The organism is Comamonas endophytica, from assembly GCF_023634805.2.
Classification (GTDB): domain Bacteria; phylum Pseudomonadota; class Gammaproteobacteria; order Burkholderiales; family Burkholderiaceae_C; genus Comamonas; species Comamonas endophytica.
Genome location: NZ_CP106881.1, coordinates 3362379 through 3380988, shown reverse-complemented (window position 1 = coordinate 3380988; position 18610 = coordinate 3362379). Strand labels below are relative to the sequence as shown.

Here is an 18610-nt window from a genome sequence, read left to right as displayed (position 1 = left end):
TTCATCCCATACCCTGCGCGGCGCCGGATCAAGCTGGCCGCGTCAAAGTGAAATCCTCGCCCCGGTCCATTTCAAGGCGCGGCAGCGGCGCGCTTTCATCCTTGAGCGCCACGCCGGTGAGGCCGCGCTCGCGCGCCGCGCGCAGCAGCCAGGCGGTGCGCGCCGCGGCCTCCGGATAGTCCAGGCCCGCGGGGCGCACGTTGGAGACGCAGTTGCGCTCGGCATCCGTGCGCCCGCGCCGCGGAGTCCAGGTCAGGTACAGGCCCAGGCTGTCGGGCGAGCTCAGCCCCGGGCGCTCGCCGATCAGCACCAGCACCAGCTGCGCGCCCAGCAGGGCGCCGATCCCGTCGCCAATGGCCACGCGCGCCTGCCGGACCAGCACCGCCGGGGTCAGGCGCCACGCCGGCGCATCCTGCCGCAGCCGGGCCAGCAATGCCGCCAGGAATGGCGCCGCATGCCTCTCGATCGCCAGCGCCGACAATCCATCGGCCACGACGATGCACAGGTCCGGCGCCTCGCACATACCGGCCGACTGCAGCGCCAGCGTCGACCCTTCGTCCAGCTGGCGCCCCAGATCCGGCCGCTGCAGGTAGCTGGCGCGATCGGCCGCCGCGCTGTGCGCGCGCAGCGTGGGCATGCCCAGCGCTTCGATGGCCGCGGCGGTGGCATCCATGTCGAGCGCCCGGTGCACCGCGTCGCGCGCCTGCGCATGGGCCAGCTGGAAGGCCAGCTGCTGCGCGGTGGGCAGGCTGATGCCGCTGCGGCCCAGCGCGATGCGCGCCGGCGTATAGCGGCGCAGCTGCTCCCAGGCATCCATGGCGGGTTCCTCCTTCATGGCAGCAAATGCCCAAACGGACCCGCGCCGGCCTGCGCGAGCCGCGCAGCGCCGCCGGGCAAAAAGATGCCCGTGCGCTCGAGCCAGGCCTCGAATTCAGGTGCGGGCCGCAGCCCCAGCACGCGCCGCGCATAGAGCGCGTCGTGGAAGGAGGTGCTCTGGTAGTTGAGCATGACGTCGTCCGAGCCCGGAATGCCCATCACGAAGGTGCAGCCGGCCACGCCCAGCAGCGTCAGCAGCACGTCCATGTCGTTCTGATCGGCCTCGGCATGGTTGGTGTAGCAGATGTCGCAGCCCATCGGCAGGCCCAGCAGCTTGCCGCAGAAATGGTCCTCGAGCCCGGCGCGGATGATCTGCCGGCCGTCGAACAGATATTCGGGACCGATGAATCCCACCACCGTGTTGACCAGCAGCGGCTCGAAGCGCCGTGCCACGGCATAGGCACGCGCCTCGATGGTCTGCTGGTCGCAGCCGTGGTGCGCATGGGCCGAAAGCGCGCTGCCCTGCCCGGTCTCGAAATACATCACGTTGCGCCCGCGCTGCCCATCCCCGAACAGGCTGCCACGCTGCAGCGACAGGGCCGCCGCCTGCGCCTCGCCCAGGAGCGCCAGGTCGATGCCGAAGCTGCGGTTGGTGGCTTCGGTGCCGCCAATGGACTGGAACACCAGGTCCACGGGCGCGCCGCGCTCCATCGCCTGCAGCGTGTTCGTGACATGGGTCAGCACGCAGGACTGGGTGGGAATGCCGTATTGCTGGATCACCGCGTCCAGCATCTCCAGCAGGCGCATGACCCGGGGCACATTGTCCGTGGCCGGGTTGATGCCGATGGTCGCATCGCCCGAGCCATGCATCAGGCCGTCCACCACGCTGGCGGCCACGCCCGCGGCCGCATCCGTCGGATGGTTGGGCTGCAGCCGCGTCGACAGCCGCCCCGGCAGGCCGATGGTGTTGCGAAAGCGCGTCGTCACCTGGCACTTGCGCGCCACCTGGATCAGGTCCTGGTGGCGCATCAGCTTCGATACCGCGGCCGCCATCTCGGGCGTCAGCCCGGGCGCGAGCGCCGCCAGCGTGGCGCTGTCGACCGCATCGGACAGCAGCCAGTCGCGAAATCCGCCAACGCTCAGATGGGCCACGGGTGCGAAGGCCTGCGCATCGTGGCCGTCGAGGATCAGGCGCGTGACCTCGTCGGACTCATAAGGCACGATGGCTTCCCGAAGGAACTGCGCCAGCGGCACATCGGCAAGCGCCATCTGCGCCGCCACCCGCTCCTCGGCCGAGTGCGCCGCGACGCCGGCCAGTTGGTCGCCCGAGCGCTCGGGCGAGGCCCGTGCCAGCAACTGCGCCAATCCGTCGAAGACATGGCGGCGCACGCCAATGGTTTGGTGGTAAACGGGCATGGGCTCTGAACCTGATGCAGCGGATGGAGTCATCATCTTAGGCGCACGGGCGCAGCGCGCGCGGCGGATTCCCGACCCAAGCCGCCCTCGAAGCCACGCAGCTGCCCGGCTTGTGCTGTAATCGAAGCTTCAACGGACGAAACAGGGGTGTCCCATCGCCAGCGGCTGAGCAGCCGCCACGCGATGCGCGACTGAGAAACACCCTGGGGCTGGGCGCCAGGCGCCCGGCGGCGCCTTGGCGCTGCCCGCCCCGACACCCGATCCAGGTCATACTGGCGTGGGGAGTTTCCCAGGGCGTGGCCGCGCCTGTTTGTCCTGCCGTATTGACGGGACCGATCGACTCCATTCCATGCCTTGCCTTCAACCTTCCTCGCGCGTTGCCATCCTGGGCGCGGGACTCATGGGCCGCCTGCTGGCCTGCCAGCTCGCGCGCCAGGGCCACCGCATCGCGCTGTATGACGCCCAGGGCCCCGAGGCCGGCGGCGCGGCGGCGCGCGTGGCCGCGGCCATGCTGGCGCCGCTGGCCGAATCGGCCGTGACCGAACCGGGCGTGGTGCGCATGGGCCAGTACGCGCTCGAGCGCTGGCCGCAGCTGATCGCCGGCCTGGACCAGCCAGTGTTCTTCCAGCAAAACGGCACGCTGGTGCTCTGGCACCGCCAGGATGCGGGGGACGCGCAGCGCCTGTGCGCACTGTTCGAGAAGAACCGCCGCATCAACCCGACGCTGCCGGCGCTGCAGAACCTGTCGGGCAGCGCGCTGCACGAGATCGAGCCGGCCACCACGCACCGTTTCAACCAGGGCGTGTATCTGCCCGGCGAAGGCCAGCTGGACAACCGCCAGCTGCTCGACGCGCTGCGTGCCACGCTCACGCGCCTGAATGTGGAGATGCACTGGAACACCCCGCGCGAAATGGGCGACTTCGCGCCCGGCACTGCGGGCCAGCCCGACTGGGTGCTGGACTGCCGCGGCCTGGGCGCGCGCGGCGCCTGGCGCCAGTTGCGCGGCGTGCGCGGCGAGGTGCTGCGCGTGCATGCGCCCGAGGTCCGCTTGCTGCGGCCGACGCGGCTGGTGCATCCGCGCTATCCGCTGTACATCGCGCCCAAGGAGGACCATCTGTTCGTCATCGGCGCGACCGAGATCGAGTCCGACGACATGTCCGCCCCCAGCGTGCGTTCCACGCTCGAGCTGCTGAGCGCTGCCTACACCGTGCATTCGGGCTTTGCCGAGGCGCGCATCGTGGAAATCTCCACCCAGTGCCGCCCGACCCTGCCGGACAACCTGCCCGCCGTGCGGCGCCTGTCCGAGCGCGTGATCGAGGTCAATGGCCTCTACCGCCATGGCTTCATGATCTCGCCGGCGATGCTGGACGTGGTACTGGAGCTGCTGGCCACCGGAGACTCCCAGCTCGCGCGCCGTTTCGATGTGGCCGTGCACACGGCCCCTGCCCCTTGATGAGCTTTGCATGAACATTCTTCTCAACCAAAAGTCGCTTCCGCTGCCCGAGGGCGCGAGCCTGGCCGATGCGCTGGCGCTGCAGGCGCTGCGCCCGCCCTATGCGGTGGCCGTCAATACCCAGTTCGTGCCGCGCGCGCAGTATGCGCAGTGGCTGCTGTCCGAGGGCGACCGCGTCGAGGTCGTGTCGCCCGTCACCGGCGGCTGAGCTGCCCGCACCAAGGAATCTGCCTCCCATGAACACCACCACCCCCATCTCCGACCCGCTGGTCCTGTATGGCCACAGCTTTGCCAGCCGGCTGTTGCTGGGCACCTCGCGCTACCCCTCGCCCGCAGTGCTCGAAGCCGCCGTGGAGCGCGCGCGCCCGGCCATGCTCACCGCCTCGCTGCGCCGCCAGGGCAGCAATGCGGCCGAGACCGGCGCCAGCTTCTGGGAGCTGCTGCGCCGCCTCGACGTGCCGGTGCTGCCCAACACCGCCGGGTGCCTGAGCATCCAGGAGGCGGTGACGACGGCGCAGATGGCGCGCGAGGTCTTCGACACGCCCTGGATCAAGCTCGAGCTGATCGGCGACGACTACACGCTGCAGCCCGACACGTTGAACCTGGTCGAGGCGGCGTCGATCCTGATCAAGGATGGCTTCCTGGTGCTGCCCTACTGCACCGAGGACCTGGTGCTGTGCCAGCGCCTGGTCGATGTCGGCTGCCAGGCGGTCATGCCTTGGGCCGCGCCGATCGGCACCGGCCGCGGCCCGGTCAACCCCTACGCGCTGCAGACGCTGCGCGAGCGCCTGCCGGTGCCGATGATCATCGATGCCGGCCTGGGCCGCCCGTCGCATGCCTGCCAGGTGATGGAATGGGGCTTCGACGGCGTGCTGCTGAACACCGCGGTGGCGCTGTCGCAGGACCCCGTTGCCATGGCCGGCGCCTTTGCCGACGCCACGCACGCGGGGCGCGCCGCCTGGCATGCGGGCGCGATGGCCGAGCAGCAGTCCGCCCAGCCCAGCACGCCGGTGCTGGGCACGCCCTTCTGGCACCATGACGGCCCCTGAAAGCGCACGCACCATGAGCTCCACCGATATCGATGCCCTGGCCCAGGCTTCCATGGCCCAGGCCTCAATGGCCCAGGCCATCGTCCGGCACCACGCGCCGGTCTTTGCCCCCGAAGGCGGCGACAACAGCGCGCTGCCGCCCCAGCCCGTGCCGCGGGCGACCCAGTCGCAGCCGGCCTACCTGGCGGCGCTGCGGGCGTGCAGCGCGCTCGGCTTCATTGCCCAGGATGCCGAATGCCTGGCGCGCGCCTGGCAGGCGCAGACCGAACGCACCGGGCAGTTCGATGCCGCGCACTGGCCCGACGACGCGCGCGACTTCGGCCTGATCCCGGCCGATGCCGCCCTGCCTCCGGCCTTTGCCAGCTGCCCGCAGTCGCTGGGCCTGTATGCCGTGCTGCCCGATGCGCAGTGGGTGGGCCGCATGGCGCGCGCCGGCGTGCCGACGGTGCAACTGCGCTTCAAGTCTGAGGACCCGCAGGCCATCGAGCGCGAGGTGCGCGCGGCGGTGGCGGCGGTTCAGGGAACGCCAGCACTGCTGTTCATCAACGACCACTGGCAGGCGGCCATCGACGCCGGTGCCTATGGCGTGCATGTGGGGCAGGAAGACCTGGATGGGATGCGCGCCGAAGACCTGGAGAAGATCCGCGCGGCCGGCCTGCGGCTGGGGGTCAGCACCCATGGCTACGCCGAGATGCTGCGGGCCCAGGCCGTGCGGCCCAGCTATGTGGCGCTGGGCGCTGTTTTCCCGACGACGCTCAAGCGCATGGCCACCGCGCCGCAGGGCGTGGCGCGGCTGGCGGCCTATGTGCGGCTGATGCGCCAGTACCCGCTGGTGGCGATCGGCGGCATCGGCGCGCAGCAGTTTGCCGAGGTGCTGGCCACCGGCGCGGGCTCGATTGCCGTGGTGCGCGCGCTGGTCGCGGCCGAGGACCCCGAAGGCCAGGCGCAGGCGCTGCGAGCCGCCTGGCGATAAGCTGCCGGCGCGGCTTCAGCCGCGCCCTTCCCCAGGCTTGTCCTTGCCACTGTCTTCGGCGGGCGGCTTGGCGATCACCCGGTCGGTGCGGGCTGCGTTGAAGGCCGAGAGGATGCTGTCGGGAGAATCCTCCATGTCCCAGGGCGTGAGCTCCAGATCGTCGGGCAGGGGCAGACGCGGATCGATGGGATTGAAGCCCACTGTCTGGTCCACGCCCGAGCCGACGATCGGCCGCGTTGGGAATTCCTCCAGATCGAAAGGCAGCGACTCCACGGCGGGCAGATCCAGCGGCTGCGCGCGGCCCACGTCGCTCAGGTCGATGTCCAGCAGCGGCGGCATTGCCGGCAGGCTGCTGTCGGCACTGTCCGGCGCCAGCGGCTCGGAGCGCGCGAACACGCCAGGCGGTGCTTCGAAATCCAGCGGCATGTCCAGCGACAGCGGCGGCTGCTCCAGCACCGGCGGCAGCGGCATCAGCGTGGGCAGGCCGGCCCGCTCGAGCGTGGCCCAGGGCTGGTCCCCGGGCGTCGATACGCCGGGCGTCGATACGCCGGGCGTCGATACGCCGGGAACCAGCGCATCGAGCCCCGGCGCGTCAGGCACCAGCACCGTGGGCATATCCGGGGCCGAGGCATCGAAGGCCGCCGCACCCGCGGTCGCCGCCATGGCGGCAGCGGCCACCGGCGTGGGTTCGGGGACCGAGGCGGGCGCGTGCACGGGGCCTGCTGCGGGCGTGGTGCGCACGCGGCCGGCCACCACGCCGCGCATGTCTGCCGGCGTGGTGCGCGCCACGGCCTGCAGCAGCAGCAGGTCGTCGAAGGCTTCCAGATCGAACAGCAGCTCGCTGCCCTGGCCCGGCGCGCGGAACAAGGCGCCCTCGATCAGCTCGCAGACATGGTCGGTGGGCCACAGCGCCTCGATGCGCGCCAGCAGCTCCGGTGAATGCTCGAGCGACTGGCCGCGCTGGGCGAACTGCGCCATCTCGGGCACGCGCACTGCGAAATGCTGCTCGAACTGCTGGCGCAGCGCGTCATATTCGGCGCGCCGGCTGAGCTGATAGAACAGGCCGAGCAACTCCAGGTAGGCCAACGGCGACGAGTCCTCGTGCTCGTCGATGTGCTTGCGCAGCACCGCGATGGCCTGCTCGTATTCGCCCACCGAGGTGAAGAACTCGGCCTGCTGGCGCACGTCGAACAGGTCCTCCGGCTTGACCAGTTCGCGCGGCCCGTGCACGGGCATCGCATCCGGATCGAAGACCATCGAAGTGCGCAGCGTGGAGGGGCCGAATCCGGAGACCGGAGCAGCGCCGGCGGTCGCACGCCCCAGCGGCGGCAGCGAGGCCGACGCGGGACCCGCCGGGGCGACGCCTGCGGCAAACGCCGGGTCGTCCATGCGCGATGCGTCGCCCAGGGAATGCAGCCAGGCGTTGGCGGGCGGCGCCTGTGTCAGGCTGCGCAACCGCAGCAGCAGCCAGGCCAGCACGGCAAGCGCGACGGCCAGCGCCATCAGCAGTGGCAGGGTCCAGGGGCTGCCCTGGTCGGTCTGCATGGCCTCGAGCTGGCTGCGCATTTCGGCGAGGCTGGCGGCGTAGCGTGCATCGCGCGCCCTGAGCGCCTGCAATTCGGCCTCGAGCGCCAGAATTCGCGGATCGGCTTCGGCGGGGCCGGCCGCCGCCACGGGCGCCTCGGCCACCGCTGCGGGTGCCGGCGCGGGCGCCGTGGCAGCGGATGGAGGGGCAGCCGCGACAGCCGGCGCAGCGGGTGCGGGTGCGGGAGGGACAGGCACGGGAGCGGCTGCGCCTGCGGCCGCGCCTGACGCACCCGCCGCAGCGCCGCTGCCAGCTGCACCCGTGACACCGGCAGGGGTGCCCAGCCAGGTATTGAGCGGCTCCATGCGCAGGCGCGATTCACCTGGCGCGGCGCCTTCCTGCGGCTGTGCCGGCGCCGGCGCCACCTGAGGCGGCCTGGCGGCGGGCTTGCGCGGGCGCGGTGGCGGTGCCGGCCGGGCGCTGGCGTTGTCGGTGCGGACCCGGGGAACGGCGGCGGCATCGCGCAAAGCCGGCCTTTCCCGGCGCGCGGGCGCGGCTGCGGCGCTGGCCGCGGACGCCGCACCGAACTGCGCGATATCCAGCGGCATGGCGCTGCGCTCCACCGTTTCAGGCAGTTCCGCGAAGAAGGTATAGCTGCGCGACATCTGGCCCACGCAACCGGCGGACAGGCGCACGGTGACCACTGGCTCGTCGACCATCACCGACGCGCGCACGCGCACCGCCGCAGGCTGGCCGGCACGCGTGGACAGCGGCGTGACGCGCACGCGGCTGCCGTCGACGCGGCGATCGCCCATCATCACCTCGGCAGCCACACAGGAAGCAGCCGCATCCAGGCCCGCATCCGGCTCCAGTTGGAACACGAGATCCAGCGGGGCGCCCAGTACGGCCTGGCCTTGGCTTTGACCCAGAGACAACGCCGACGCGGTCAGTGACAGCGCGAACAGTCCTACCCCGCCTACCGTAGAGTAAATTTTCACAAGCAGCTCTCCCTGGACATGAATTTTGGCATACAAGGATGGCGCGCCCAACAGGACAACGCATTTGCTTGCAGCCGGGCAGCGCAGGACCGGCGCGGCTTCAGGGTTATCACGTAAGCCGCCCGCCGCGGGCGCCGCGCTCGCGCACGCGACAATCGCAAAGTCATCAGTCATGGAAAAGACAGGCATGGACGATCCGATTCTCACCATCGAAGAACGCGAAGCGATCAACTCCGGACGCTGGTTCACATCGCTTTCTCCCTCGCTGCGGCACGACATCCTGCGCTGCGCCTATGTCAAGCGCTACAAGGACGGGGCACTGATCAGCGCGCGCGGCGAGCCGCCGGAGGAGTGGATCGCCTGCGCCCGGGGCGCCGTGCGCGTGAGCTCGACGTCGATCTCCGGCAAGCTCATCACCCTGACCTATGTGGAGCCGGGCATCTGGTTCGGCGATGTCGCGATCCTCGACGGCGACCGGCGCACGCATGACGCCTATGCCCATGGCGAGACCACCATCCTGTGCGTGTCCAAGGCCGACTTCAAGAAGATCCTCGCGGCGCACGCCGAATTCTCCGAAGCCATGCTGCGCCTGCATGCGCGGCGCATCCGCCAGCTCTACGGCCTGGTCGAAGACCTCAACACCCTGCCGCTGCGCGCGCGCCTGGCCAAGCAGCTGCTGCACCTGGTGCGCAGCTATGGCGTGCCCAGCCTCAGCGAGGCGCAGGAGATCCGCATCGGGCTGCAGTTGGCCCAGGAAGAGCTGGCGCAGCTGCTGGGCGCCTCGCGCCAGCGCGTGAACCAGGAACTCAAGTCCATGGAGCGCGAGAACACCATCCGCATCGAGCCGGGCGGGCTGGTCGTGCGCGACCGCCCCACGCTGCTGCGCATCGCCGAAACCGAACAGTGAACCCGAGGAGCCACCGAGCCATGAACGACTTCGACCAATTTGTCGGCACCCGTCCCCTCCCGCAGCAGCACGCGTTCGACACCACCGCGCTGTCGGATTGGCTCGCGCGCAACATCCAGGACTTCGAAGGCCCGCTGAACGTCGAGATGTTCAAGGGCGGACAGTCCAACCCGACCTACAGGCTGGTGACGCCGACGCAAAGCTATGTGCTGCGCGCCAAGCCCGGGCCGGTCGCCAAGCTGCTGCCCTCGGCGCACGCCATCGAGCGCGAATTCGCCGTGATGTGCGGCCTGCAGGACACCGACGTGCCCGTGCCGCGCATGTACGCGCTGTGCGAGGACGAATCGGTCATGGGACGCGCGTTCTATGTGATGGAGTACATGGAAGGCCGGGTGCTGTGGGACCAGGCGCTGCCGGGCATGACTCCTGCCGAGCGCGGCGCGGTCTACGACGAGATGAACCGCGTGATCTCCGCGCTGCATGCGGTGAAGTTTGCCGAGCATGGCCTGGCCGACTACGGCAAGCCGGGCAACTACTTCGAGCGCCAGATCGCGCGCTGGAGCAAGCAATACCTGGCCTCGGTGACCCAGCCCATTCCCGAGATGGACCACTTGATGGCCTGGCTGCCGCAGCACATGCCGGCCAGTGCATGCGATGCGGCGCAGGTCTCCATAGTGCATGGCGACTTCCGCCTCGACAACCTGGTGTTCCACCCGAGCGAGCCGCGCGTGATCGCCGTGCTCGACTGGGAGCTGTCGACCCTGGGCCACCCGCTGGCCGATTTCAGCTATCACTGCATGGGCTGGCACATTCCGGCGGCCATGGGCCGAGGCATCGGCGGCATCGACCTCGCGGCGCTGGGCATTCCCGACGAGCAAAGCTATATCCGCCGCTATTGCGAGCGCACCGGCATCGCCATGCCCGAGGCGCTGCAGGCCGACTGGAATTTCTATCTGGCCTACAACCTGTTCCGCATCGCCGCCATCCTGCAGGGCATCGCCAAGCGCGTCGAGGCCGGCACGGCGTCGAGCGACCAGGCGAAAGCCGCAGGCGATACCGCACGTCCCATGGCCGAACTGGCCTGGTCCTTTGCACGCAAGAGCCGGGCCTGAGCCGCAGGCAGGCCCCCACAGGGGGCATGGCGACCTCACGCGATTTCCAGCAGATATGTAACTGATTGCGAACGTCATCAGATTCAGCTCAGGGTTTGCGCCGGCGCACCGATAACCCCGGCAGGGAAGTGGCGCAGGGCATGCATGAGAACACGCTCGCGCCGCCCCCGTCACTTTCGGAACTCTCGCCTGCCTCCATGACCTTCTTTCACAATCTGAAGCTTGCCAACAAGCTGCTTGCTTCCTTTGCCGCCCTGCTGCTGCTGTCCGCCAGCGTCGGCCTCTTCGCCCTGCTCCAGCTCGACCTCGTCAACCAGACTGCCACCGATCTGACGCGCCAATCGCTGCCCGCGGCGCGCGCGCTGCAGGACATGAAATACCAGCTGCAGCGCCACCGCGCGCAGCTCACGCAGCACCTGCTGGCCGCCACGCCTGCCGAGGCCGAAACCTACGAGAAGACCATGCCCGTCCTGTGGGACGCCGTGAACAGGCAGCACGCCGGCTACGCCGCGTTCGCCAAGACGCCCGAGGAGCAGCAATTGCTGGCCGACATCGCCACCGACCTGAAGGCCTATGCGACCCACGCGGCGCAGATCCTGCAGCTGTCGCGCGAGGTGCAAAGCGAGCAGGCGGCCTACCAGCTGCGCGGCGATTCGCTGAAGGTGACGCTGGCCATCCAGAGCAAGCTGGAGGCGCTCGACAAGATCAACGAAGCCCGCACCGAGTCCATCAATGCCCGTGGCGACGAGCTGTTCGAGGCTGCGCGCTGGTGGATCATCGGCCTGCTGACCGGCTCGGTGCTGCTGGGTTTTGCGCTGGCGCTGGGCATCGCGCGCGCCGTTTCGCGCCCGCTGCAGAACGCGGTGAAGCTGGCGCAGCAGGTGGCGGCGGGCAATCTCGCCAGCCGCATCGAGGTGCATTCGCGCGATGAGACCGGCCAATTGCTGCAGGCCCTGCAGGACATGAACGCCAGCCTGCAGCGGATCGTCGGCCAGGTGCGCCAGGGCACGGACTCGATGGCCACGGCCAGCAGCCAGATCGCCTCGGGCAACCAGGACCTGTCGGCGCGCACCGAGGAGCAGGCCAGCTCGCTGGAGCAGACCGCGGCCTCCATGGAGGAGCTCACCGCCACCGTCAAGCAAAACGCCGCCAACGCGCAGCAGGCCAACCAGCTGGCCAGCGCCGCCTCCCAGGTCGCGGTGCGCGGCGGCGCGGCCGTGTCGCAGGTGGTGCAGACGATGTCCGACATCAATGCCTCCTCGCGCCGGATCGTCGACATCATCGGCGTGATCGACTCGATCGCCTTCCAGACCAACATCCTGGCGCTCAACGCCGCGGTGGAAGCCGCGCGTGCCGGCGACCAGGGCCGGGGCTTTGCCGTGGTGGCCTCCGAGGTGCGCACCCTGGCGCAGCGCTCGGCCTCGGCGGCCAAGGAGATCAAGCAGCTGATCGATGCCTCGGTCACCAAGGTCGAGGAAGGCAACGGGCAGGTCGAGCAGGCCGGCCGGACCATGGAGGAGATCGTCACCAGCGTGCGCCGCGTGACGGACATCATGGGCGAGATCACCGCCGCCAGCCACGAGCAGACCACCGGCATCGAACAGGTCAACCAGGCCATCATCCAGATGGACCAGATGACGCAGCAGAACGCCGCGCTGGTCGAGGAAGCCGCCGCCGCGACCGATGCGCTGCAGGGCCAGGCCGCGGCATTGTCCAAGGTGGTGAGCGTATTCGACCTGGGACAGGCAGCGGCACTGGCCGCCGCGCCTGCCAACGCCCCCCTTGCGCCGGCGCCCAAAGCGGCCCCTGCCCGCCCCGCTGCCGCCGCCGCACCGGCCCCCGGCGTGGCCGCCGCGCCGATGGTTGCCGCCCCGCCCGCCCGCGCCGTCAAACCCCGCCCTTCGCAGGCGCCGGGCAGCGACGGCGACTGGGAAAGCTTCTGAGCTGCCGCGGGGCGCACCGCGCCCCGCTTTTTTCCATCCAAAAGCCCCTGCCCCGGGGCTTTGCCTCCAGATGCCTGCTGTGCATGAGAAAATCCCTGATTCATTCTCAAGAACACACAGGACAAGCACCATGGAAGCAGAACGCATCAACCTCATCGGCAACACCCTCGAAGACCTGACGCAGCGCGCGGCCGACTTACGGAGGTATCTTTGACTACGATGCCAAATACGAACGCCTGAGGACCGTCAACGCCTCGCTGGAAGACCCCGCCGTCTGGAACGATCCCAAGAAGGCCCAGGAACTGGGCAAGGAGAAGAAGCTGCTCGACGGCGTCGTGCTGACGCTCGAGAAGCTGGCCAATGAACTGGCGGACAATACCGAGCTGTTCGAGATGAGCCGCGAGGAGGACGACGAGGACGGCCTGCGCACCATCGAGGCCGAGACCGAGAAGCTGCGCCCGCTGGTCGAGGAGCTCGAGTTCCGCCGCATGTTCCGCCACGAGGCCGATCCGCTGAACTGCTTCGTCGACATCCAGGCCGGCGCCGGCGGCACCGAGGCCTGCGACTGGGCCAGCATGCTGCTGCGCCAGTACCTCAAGTACGCCGAACGCAAGGGCTTCAAGGCTGAGGTCCAGGAAGAGACCCCGGGCGACGTGGCCGGCATCAAGAGCGCGACCATCCGCATCGAGGGCGAGTACGCGTTCGGCCTGCTGCGCACCGAAACCGGCGTGCACCGCCTGGTGCGCAAGAGCCCCTTCGACTCCTCGGGCGGACGCCACACCAGCTTTGCCTCGCTGTTCGTGTACCCCGAGATCGACGACTCGATCGAGATCACGATCAACCCCTCCGACGTGCGCACCGACACCTACCGGGCCTCGGGCGCGGGCGGCCAGCACATCAACAAGACCGACTCGGCCGTGCGTCTGACACACATTCCGACCGGCATCGTGGTGCAATGCCAAGACGGCCGCAGCCAGCACAGCAACCGCGACGTGGCCTGGCAGCGCCTGCGCTCGCGCCTGTACGACTTCGAGATGCGCAAGCGCCTGGAAGAGCAGCAAAAGCTCGAGGACACCAAGACCGACGTCGGCTGGGGCCACCAGATCCGCTCGTACGTGCTGGACAACAGCCGCATCAAGGACCTGCGCACCAACGTCGAAATCTCGGCCACCCAGAAGGTGCTGGACGGCGATCTCGACGCGTTCATCGAAGCCTCGCTCAAGCAGGGCATATAAGGGAGGAACATCATGCTGCGTGAAGGACAAGCGAAACCCACACAACGCGCCGACTACCAGGCTCCGGCCTGGTGGATCGACACCGTGGACCTGACTTTCGATCTCGACCCGGCCAAGACCCGCGTGCTCAACCGCATGCGCGTGCGCCGCAACCCCGCCGTGGCGGCCAAGCCGCTGCGCCTCGATGGCGACGAGCTCAACCTCGCGCGGGTCATGGTCAACGGCGAAGGCACCTCGTTCAAGATGGACGGCAGCGCGCTGGTGCTGGAGAACCTGCCGGCGGGCGAAGAGCCCGTCGAGCTGGAGATCTTCACCACCTGCGCCCCGGCCAAGAACACCAAGCTCATGGGCCTGTACGTGAGCGAGGGCACGTTCTTCACGCAGTGCGAAGCCGAGGGCTTCCGGCGCATCACCTACTTCCTCGACCGTCCGGACGTCATGGCGATGTACAGCGTCACGCTGCGCGCCGACAAGAAGCTGTTCCCGGTGTTGCTGTCCAACGGCAACCTGGTCGAGAGCGGCGACCTGCAGGGCCCGGGCAACGAGGGCCGGCATTACGCCAAATGGGTGGACCCGCACCGCAAGCCCTGCTACCTGTTCGCGCTGGTGGCGGGCGAGCTCGTGGCGCGCGAGCAGCGCATCACCAGCCGCGCCGGCAAGGAACATCTGCTGCAGGTCTACGTGCGCCCGGGCGACCTGGAAAAGACCGAGCACGCGATGAACTCGCTGATGGCCAGCGTGGCCTGGGACGAAGCGCGCTTCGGCCTGCCGCTGGACCTCGACCGCTTCATGATCGTCGCCACCAGCGACTTCAACATGGGCGCGATGGAGAACAAGGGCCTGAACATCTTCAACACGAAGTACGTTCTGGCCAACCAGGCCACCGCCACCGACGTCGACTACGCCAACATCGAGAGCGTGGTCGGTCATGAATACTTCCACAACTGGACCGGCAACCGCATCACCTGCCGCGACTGGTTCCAGCTGAGCCTCAAGGAAGGCCTGACGGTGTTCCGCGACCAGGAGTTCAGCATGGACCTGGCCGGCACGCCCTCGGCGCGCGCCGTCAAGCGCATCGAGGACGTGCGCGTGCTGCGCACCGTGCAGTTCGCCGAGGACGCGGGCCCCATGGCGCACCCCGTGCGCCCCGACAGCTACCTCGAGATCAACAACTTCTACACCGTCACGATCTACGAGAAGGGCTCGGAAGTCGTGCGCATGATGCACACCCTGGTCGGCCGCGAAGGCTTCGCCAAGGGCATGGCGCTGTACTTCGAGCGCCATGACGGCCAGGCCGTCACCTGCGACGATTTCGCCCAGGCCATCGCCGATGCCAACCCGGACAGCGAGCTGAGCGCGCGCCTCGAGCAATTCAAGCGCTGGTACAGCCAGGCCGGCACGCCCCAGGTGGCGGCCAGCGGCGTCTACAGCGCCGAGGCCCAGACCTATACGCTGACGCTGCGCCAGCATTGCGCGCCCACGCCGGGCCAGCCCGAGAAGCTGCCCTTCGTCATTCCCGTCGAGGTCGGCCTGCTGACCGAGGATGGCGTGGCCCAGACGGTGCAGCTGCTCGATGCCGCAGGCGCCGCCGGCGAGCCGGCCGCCAGCCGTCTGCTGGTGCTGAGCGAGCCCGAGCAGTCCTTCGTGTTCGCCAATGTTTCAATGCCCCCCGTGCCCTCGCTGCTGCGCGGCTTCACGGCGCCGGTGGCGCTGCACTACGACTACAGCGAAGAGGCGCTGCTGACCCTGCTGGCGCAGGACAGCGATGCCTTCAACCGTTGGGAAGCCGGCCAGCAATTGGCGCAGCGCATCGCGCTGGGCGCGATCAACAACCCGGCGGTGGTGATGCATGCCGACGGCACCATCGACCAGAACCTGCTGCCCGAGCGATTCGCCGAGGCCATGCGCAGCGTGCTGCGCCATCCCGAGCTGGATGCGGCCTACAAGGAGCTGGTGCTGGGCCTGCCTTCGGAGAGCTATCTGTCCGAACAGCTGGAAGAAGTGGACCCGCAGCGCGTGCACGCGGTGCGCGAGACGCTGCGCCAGCAACTGGCCGCCGCGTTGCGCGACGACTGGGTCTGGGCCTTCGAGAACCACCAGGACACGGGTGCCTACAGCCCCGACCCGGTGTCCGCGGGCCGGCGCGCGCTGACCGGCATGGCGCTGCACATGCTGTGCCTGGACGCGCGCCAGACCGGCGACACGGTGTGGCCCGCGCGCGCCTACCAGAGCTTCAAGGACGCGGCCAACATGACCGACCGCCTCAATGCGCTGTCGGCCCTGGTGCACAGCGGCCACCCGCTGGCGAGCAACGCGCTGGCGCGCTTCCACGCGCTGTTCAAGACCGAGGCGCTGGTGCTCGACAAGTGGTTTGCGCTGCAGGCCGGCGCGACCGACCGCGGCGGCCAGGTGCTGCCGGCCGTCAAGCAGCTGATGCAGCACCCCGACTTCCAGCTGCAGAACCCGAACCGCGCGCGCAGCGTGATCTTCAGCTTCTGCAATGGCAACCCCGGTGCCTTCCACCGCGCCGACGCCGGCGGCTACCGCTTCTGGTGCGAGCGCGTGATCGAGCTCGATGCCATCAACCCGCAGGTCGCGGCGCGCCTGGCGCGCGCCCTCGACCGCTGGAAGAAGCTGGCCGAGCCCTACCGCAGCGCCGCGCGCGAAGCCATTGCCCGCGTGGCAGCGCGCCCGGACCTGAGCAACGATGTCCGCGAAGTGGTGACACGCGCCCTCGCCGACTGAATATCCGCAGACGCCACCCGGGCGCAGGCTTCAATGCCTGCACCCGGGTTTTTTGCGGCGCCTGCCCTCCCCTTTTTTCATATCAACGGATTCCCGCCATGAGCAAACGCCCCAGTTTCACCCGCTATCTCGTCGAGCAGCAACGCGTCGACGGCCGCATCCCGCCCCAGCTGCGCCTGCTGCTGGAAGTCGTCGCCCGCGCCTGCAAGCGCATCAGCTTCGCCGTCAACAAGGGCGAGCTCGGCGATGTCATGGGCTCGGCCGGTTCCGAGAACGTGCAGGGAGAGGTGCAGAAGAAGCTCGACATCATCGCCAACGAGGTGCTGATCGAAGCCAACGAATGGGGCGGCCACCTGGCGGCCATGGCCTCCGAGGAAATGGAAGGCATCTACGTGGTGCCCAACCGCTACCCGCAAGGCGAATACCTGCTGACCTTCGATCCGCTGGACGGCTCCTCGAACATCGACGTCAACGTCTCGATCGGCACCATCTTCAGCGTGCTCAAGAAGCCCGAAGGCCACCCCGGCGTGCATGACGATGACTTCCTGCAGTGCGGCTCGGAACAGGTCGCGGCCGGCTATTGCATCTACGGCCCGCAGACCACCCTGGTGCTCACCGTGGGCGACGGCGTGGCCATGTTCACGCTCGACCGCGAGCAGGGCTCCTTCGTGCTGGTGCGCGAGAACATCCGCATTCCCGAGGACACCAAGGAATTCGCCATCAACATGTCGAACATGCGCCACTGGGACGCCCCGGTGAAGCGCTACGTCGACGAATGCCTGGCCGGCGAGGAAGGCCCGCGCGGCAAGAACTTCAACATGCGCTGGATCGCCTCGATGGTCGCCGACGTGCACCGCATCCTGATGCGCGGCGGCATCTTCATGTACCCCTGGGACCAGCGCGAGCCCAACAAGCCCGGCAAGCTGCGCCTGCTGTACGAAGCCAACCCCATGAGCTGGCTGATCGAGCAGGCCGGCGGCGCGGCCACCAACGGCAAGCAGCGCATCCTGGACATCAAGCCCACGCAGCTGCACGAACGCGTGAGCGTGATCCTCGGCTCGAAAAATGAAGTCGATCGCGTGACCAGCTACCATTCTGGTATATAATTTGAGCTTCAGCCGGTGTAGCTCAGTCGGTAGAGCAGCTCATTCGTAATGAGAAGGTCGGGTGTTCGATTCATCTCTCCGGCACCAAATGAAAGCCCCTGATTCGCAAGGATCAGGGGCTTTTTCCTTTTGCCGTTGCCGAGCCAGCCAAGGATCTATTTCCTGCGCCTTGGAACTATTGTTCACGCCCATCATCTCTCATGGCTTGCGTCCCGCACGGAAAGCGACTCACATTTGGCGAAGTCCCGGTGCAGGCACTTATTCCATCCACACAGTGAACAGCATGAAACGACAATTCCTCGCCTTCGCCGCCCTCACGGCCGCAGCCGGCGCCATGGCCCAAAGCTCCAGCGTGACCCTCTTCGGCGTGGCGGACGTCTCCGTGGGCCATGTCTCCACGGCCGGCAAGAGCGTCTCCGGCCTGGCCAGTGGCGGCAGCGCCAGCAGCCGCCTGGGTTTCCGGGGCGAGGAGGATCTGGGCGCGGGCCTGAAGGCCGGTTTCTGGCTCGAAGGCGGCTTGGACCCCGATGACGGCAATGCCGAGGGTTTCGGCTTCGACCGCCGTTCGACCCTCAGCCTGAGCGGCGCCTTCGGCGAGTTGCGCCTGGGCCGCGACAAGACGCCGACTTTCCTGAACATGGAGCATTTCCACCCGTTTGCCGACGCCGGCCTGGGCGCCGTCAACGGCCACAACCTGATCGACGACTCCGCCGCCGGCACGCCCGATGGCTCGAACCCCAAGCGGGTGTCCAACAGCGTGAGCTACCTGCTGCCGAAGATGGATGGCGTGTACGGCCAACTGACCCACAGCTTCGGCGAGCAGGCGGACGACAGCCGCCTGTCGAGCAGCACCGCCGTGCGCCTGGGCTATGCCGCGGGCGCGCTGGACGTGGGCGCCGCCTACGGCAGCGTGCGCGGCGGCACGGCCGCGGCGGGCGTGAACTACAGGAATTTCAATATCGGCGCGTCCTATAAGCTTGGCGCCTTCACCCCCATGCTGCTGGTGGCCTCGGAGCGCGGTGACGGCAGCCGCGTGGATCTGTACAGCGTGGGCCTGAAGATGGCGCTGGGCCAGGGCGAGCTGCGCGCGGCCTACTCCATGTTCGAGGACAAGAATCGCGGCGATGCGGACTCGCAGCGCCTGGCCTTGGGCTATGGCTACCAGCTGTCCAAGCGCACGGAGGTCTACACCACCGTGGCGCACATGCGCAACGACGCCCTGGCCGCACGCGCGCTCGACTCCTCGCTGAGCCGCACGCCCAATGCCGGCAGGAAGGTCACGGGTTACGAGATCGGGCTACGCCACAATTTCTGAACGTCCGCGGGCGTTTG

The 18610-nt window shown here is 68.7% G+C and carries 14 protein-coding genes and 1 tRNA gene; 12 read left to right on the top strand and 3 right to left on the bottom strand.

The features are described from left to right. Positions 1–28: 28 nt before the first annotated feature. Both eutC and M9799_RS15355 read right to left on the bottom strand, forming a co-directional pair. Positions 29–835, bottom strand: coding sequence for an ethanolamine ammonia-lyase subunit EutC (gene eutC / locus M9799_RS15360; protein WP_231042195.1), 807 nt, complete (start codon positions 833–835; stop codon positions 29–31). After that, positions 832–2232 (bottom strand): ethanolamine ammonia-lyase subunit EutB, encoded by a 1401-nt coding sequence (locus M9799_RS15355; protein ID WP_231042194.1) that lies wholly within the window; start codon positions 2230–2232, stop codon positions 832–834. The genes eutC and M9799_RS15355 overlap by 4 nt, the downstream gene beginning before the upstream one ends. 400 nt (positions 2233–2632) lie before the next feature. Between M9799_RS15355 and M9799_RS15350 the strand changes: the two genes are divergently transcribed. From M9799_RS15350 to M9799_RS15335, 4 genes are read left to right on the top strand one after another with little or no spacing between them, the layout of a single operon-like run. Continuing rightward, on the top strand, positions 2633–3685 hold the full coding sequence (locus tag M9799_RS15350) for an FAD-dependent oxidoreductase (RefSeq protein WP_422692662.1): 1053 nt from the start codon (positions 2633–2635) through the stop codon (positions 3683–3685). 10 nt (positions 3686–3695) lie between these two features. After that, positions 3696–3893 (top strand): sulfur carrier protein ThiS, encoded by a 198-nt coding sequence (gene thiS / locus M9799_RS15345; RefSeq protein WP_231042192.1) that lies wholly within the window; start codon positions 3696–3698, stop codon positions 3891–3893. A 28-nt stretch (positions 3894–3921) separates the two neighbouring features. Beyond that, complete coding sequence (locus tag M9799_RS15340; protein ID WP_231042191.1) at positions 3922–4734, top strand: thiazole synthase; 813 nt, start codon at positions 3922–3924, stop codon at positions 4732–4734. A 13-nt stretch (positions 4735–4747) separates the two neighbouring features. After that, positions 4748–5707, top strand: coding sequence for a thiamine phosphate synthase (locus tag M9799_RS15335; protein WP_231042190.1), 960 nt, complete (start codon positions 4748–4750; stop codon positions 5705–5707). A 15-nt stretch (positions 5708–5722) separates the two neighbouring features. On the opposite strand, the gene M9799_RS15330 is transcribed toward M9799_RS15335, so the two are convergent. Continuing rightward, on the bottom strand, positions 5723–8230 hold the full coding sequence (locus M9799_RS15330) for a hypothetical protein (protein ID WP_231042189.1): 2508 nt from the start codon (positions 8228–8230) through the stop codon (positions 5723–5725). 187 nt (positions 8231–8417) lie between these two features. Here M9799_RS15330 and M9799_RS15325 point away from each other — a divergent pair, with 187 nt between their 5' ends. The 8 genes from M9799_RS15325 (at position 8418) to M9799_RS15290 (ending at position 18593) form a co-directional block, all read left to right on the top strand. Beyond that, complete coding sequence (locus M9799_RS15325) at positions 8418–9137, top strand: Crp/Fnr family transcriptional regulator (RefSeq protein ID WP_231042188.1); 720 nt, start codon at positions 8418–8420, stop codon at positions 9135–9137. 20 nt (positions 9138–9157) lie between these two features. Next, the gene (locus M9799_RS15320; RefSeq protein WP_231042187.1) at positions 9158–10249 is read left to right on the top strand and encodes a phosphotransferase; all 1092 of its coding nucleotides are present in this window, start codon (positions 9158–9160) and stop codon (positions 10247–10249) included. A 197-nt stretch (positions 10250–10446) separates the two neighbouring features. After that, entirely contained in the window at positions 10447–12192 is a 1746-nt protein-coding gene (locus M9799_RS15315) for a methyl-accepting chemotaxis protein (protein ID WP_231042186.1), read from the top strand. Between the two features lie 130 nt (positions 12193–12322). Beyond that, positions 12323–13427 (top strand): peptide chain release factor 2 gene (prfB, locus tag M9799_RS15310; RefSeq protein ID WP_231042185.1). Its coding sequence is split into 2 segments (ribosomal slippage): positions 12323–12403 and positions 12405–13427, totalling 1104 coding nucleotides; the frame shifts between segments, so codons are not numbered across the junction. Between the two features lie 12 nt (positions 13428–13439). Continuing rightward, complete coding sequence (gene pepN / locus M9799_RS15305; protein WP_231042184.1) at positions 13440–16172, top strand: aminopeptidase N; 2733 nt, start codon at positions 13440–13442, stop codon at positions 16170–16172. A gap of 98 nt (positions 16173–16270) precedes the next feature. Beyond that, positions 16271–17278, top strand: coding sequence for a class 1 fructose-bisphosphatase (locus tag M9799_RS15300; RefSeq protein WP_231042183.1), 1008 nt, complete (start codon positions 16271–16273; stop codon positions 17276–17278). A gap of 11 nt (positions 17279–17289) precedes the next feature. Beyond that, positions 17290–17365, top strand: a tRNA-Thr gene (locus tag M9799_RS15295). A 196-nt stretch (positions 17366–17561) separates the two neighbouring features. Beyond that, positions 17562–18593 carry a porin gene (locus M9799_RS15290; protein ID WP_231042182.1) on the top strand — a complete coding sequence of 344 codons (1032 nt, stop codon included), beginning with the start codon at positions 17562–17564 and terminating at the stop codon, positions 18591–18593. Positions 18594–18610 lie beyond the last annotated feature (17 nt).

Bases quoted from the DNA above. Each gene is read 5' to 3' on its own strand.
- eutC (WP_231042195.1), bottom strand. From the start codon at position 835: ATGAAGGAGGAACCCGCCATGGATGCCTGGGAGCAGCTGCGCCGCTAT.
- M9799_RS15355 (WP_231042194.1), bottom strand. From the start codon at position 2,232: ATGCCCGTTTACCACCAAACCATTGGCGTGCGCCGCCATGTCTTCGAC.
- M9799_RS15350 (WP_422692662.1), top strand. From the start codon at position 2,633: ATGGGCCGCCTGCTGGCCTGCCAGCTCGCGCGCCAGGGCCACCGCATC.
- thiS (WP_231042192.1), top strand. From the start codon at position 3,696: ATGAACATTCTTCTCAACCAAAAGTCGCTTCCGCTGCCCGAGGGCGCG.
- M9799_RS15340 (WP_231042191.1), top strand. From the start codon at position 3,922: ATGAACACCACCACCCCCATCTCCGACCCGCTGGTCCTGTATGGCCAC.
- M9799_RS15335 (WP_231042190.1), top strand. From the start codon at position 4,748: ATGAGCTCCACCGATATCGATGCCCTGGCCCAGGCTTCCATGGCCCAG.
- M9799_RS15325 (WP_231042188.1), top strand. From the start codon at position 8,418: ATGGACGATCCGATTCTCACCATCGAAGAACGCGAAGCGATCAACTCC.
- M9799_RS15320 (WP_231042187.1), top strand. From the start codon at position 9,158: ATGAACGACTTCGACCAATTTGTCGGCACCCGTCCCCTCCCGCAGCAG.
- M9799_RS15315 (WP_231042186.1), top strand. From the start codon at position 10,447: ATGACCTTCTTTCACAATCTGAAGCTTGCCAACAAGCTGCTTGCTTCC.
- pepN (WP_231042184.1), top strand. From the start codon at position 13,440: ATGCTGCGTGAAGGACAAGCGAAACCCACACAACGCGCCGACTACCAG.
- M9799_RS15300 (WP_231042183.1), top strand. From the start codon at position 16,271: ATGAGCAAACGCCCCAGTTTCACCCGCTATCTCGTCGAGCAGCAACGC.
- M9799_RS15290 (WP_231042182.1), top strand. From the start codon at position 17,562: ATGAAACGACAATTCCTCGCCTTCGCCGCCCTCACGGCCGCAGCCGGC.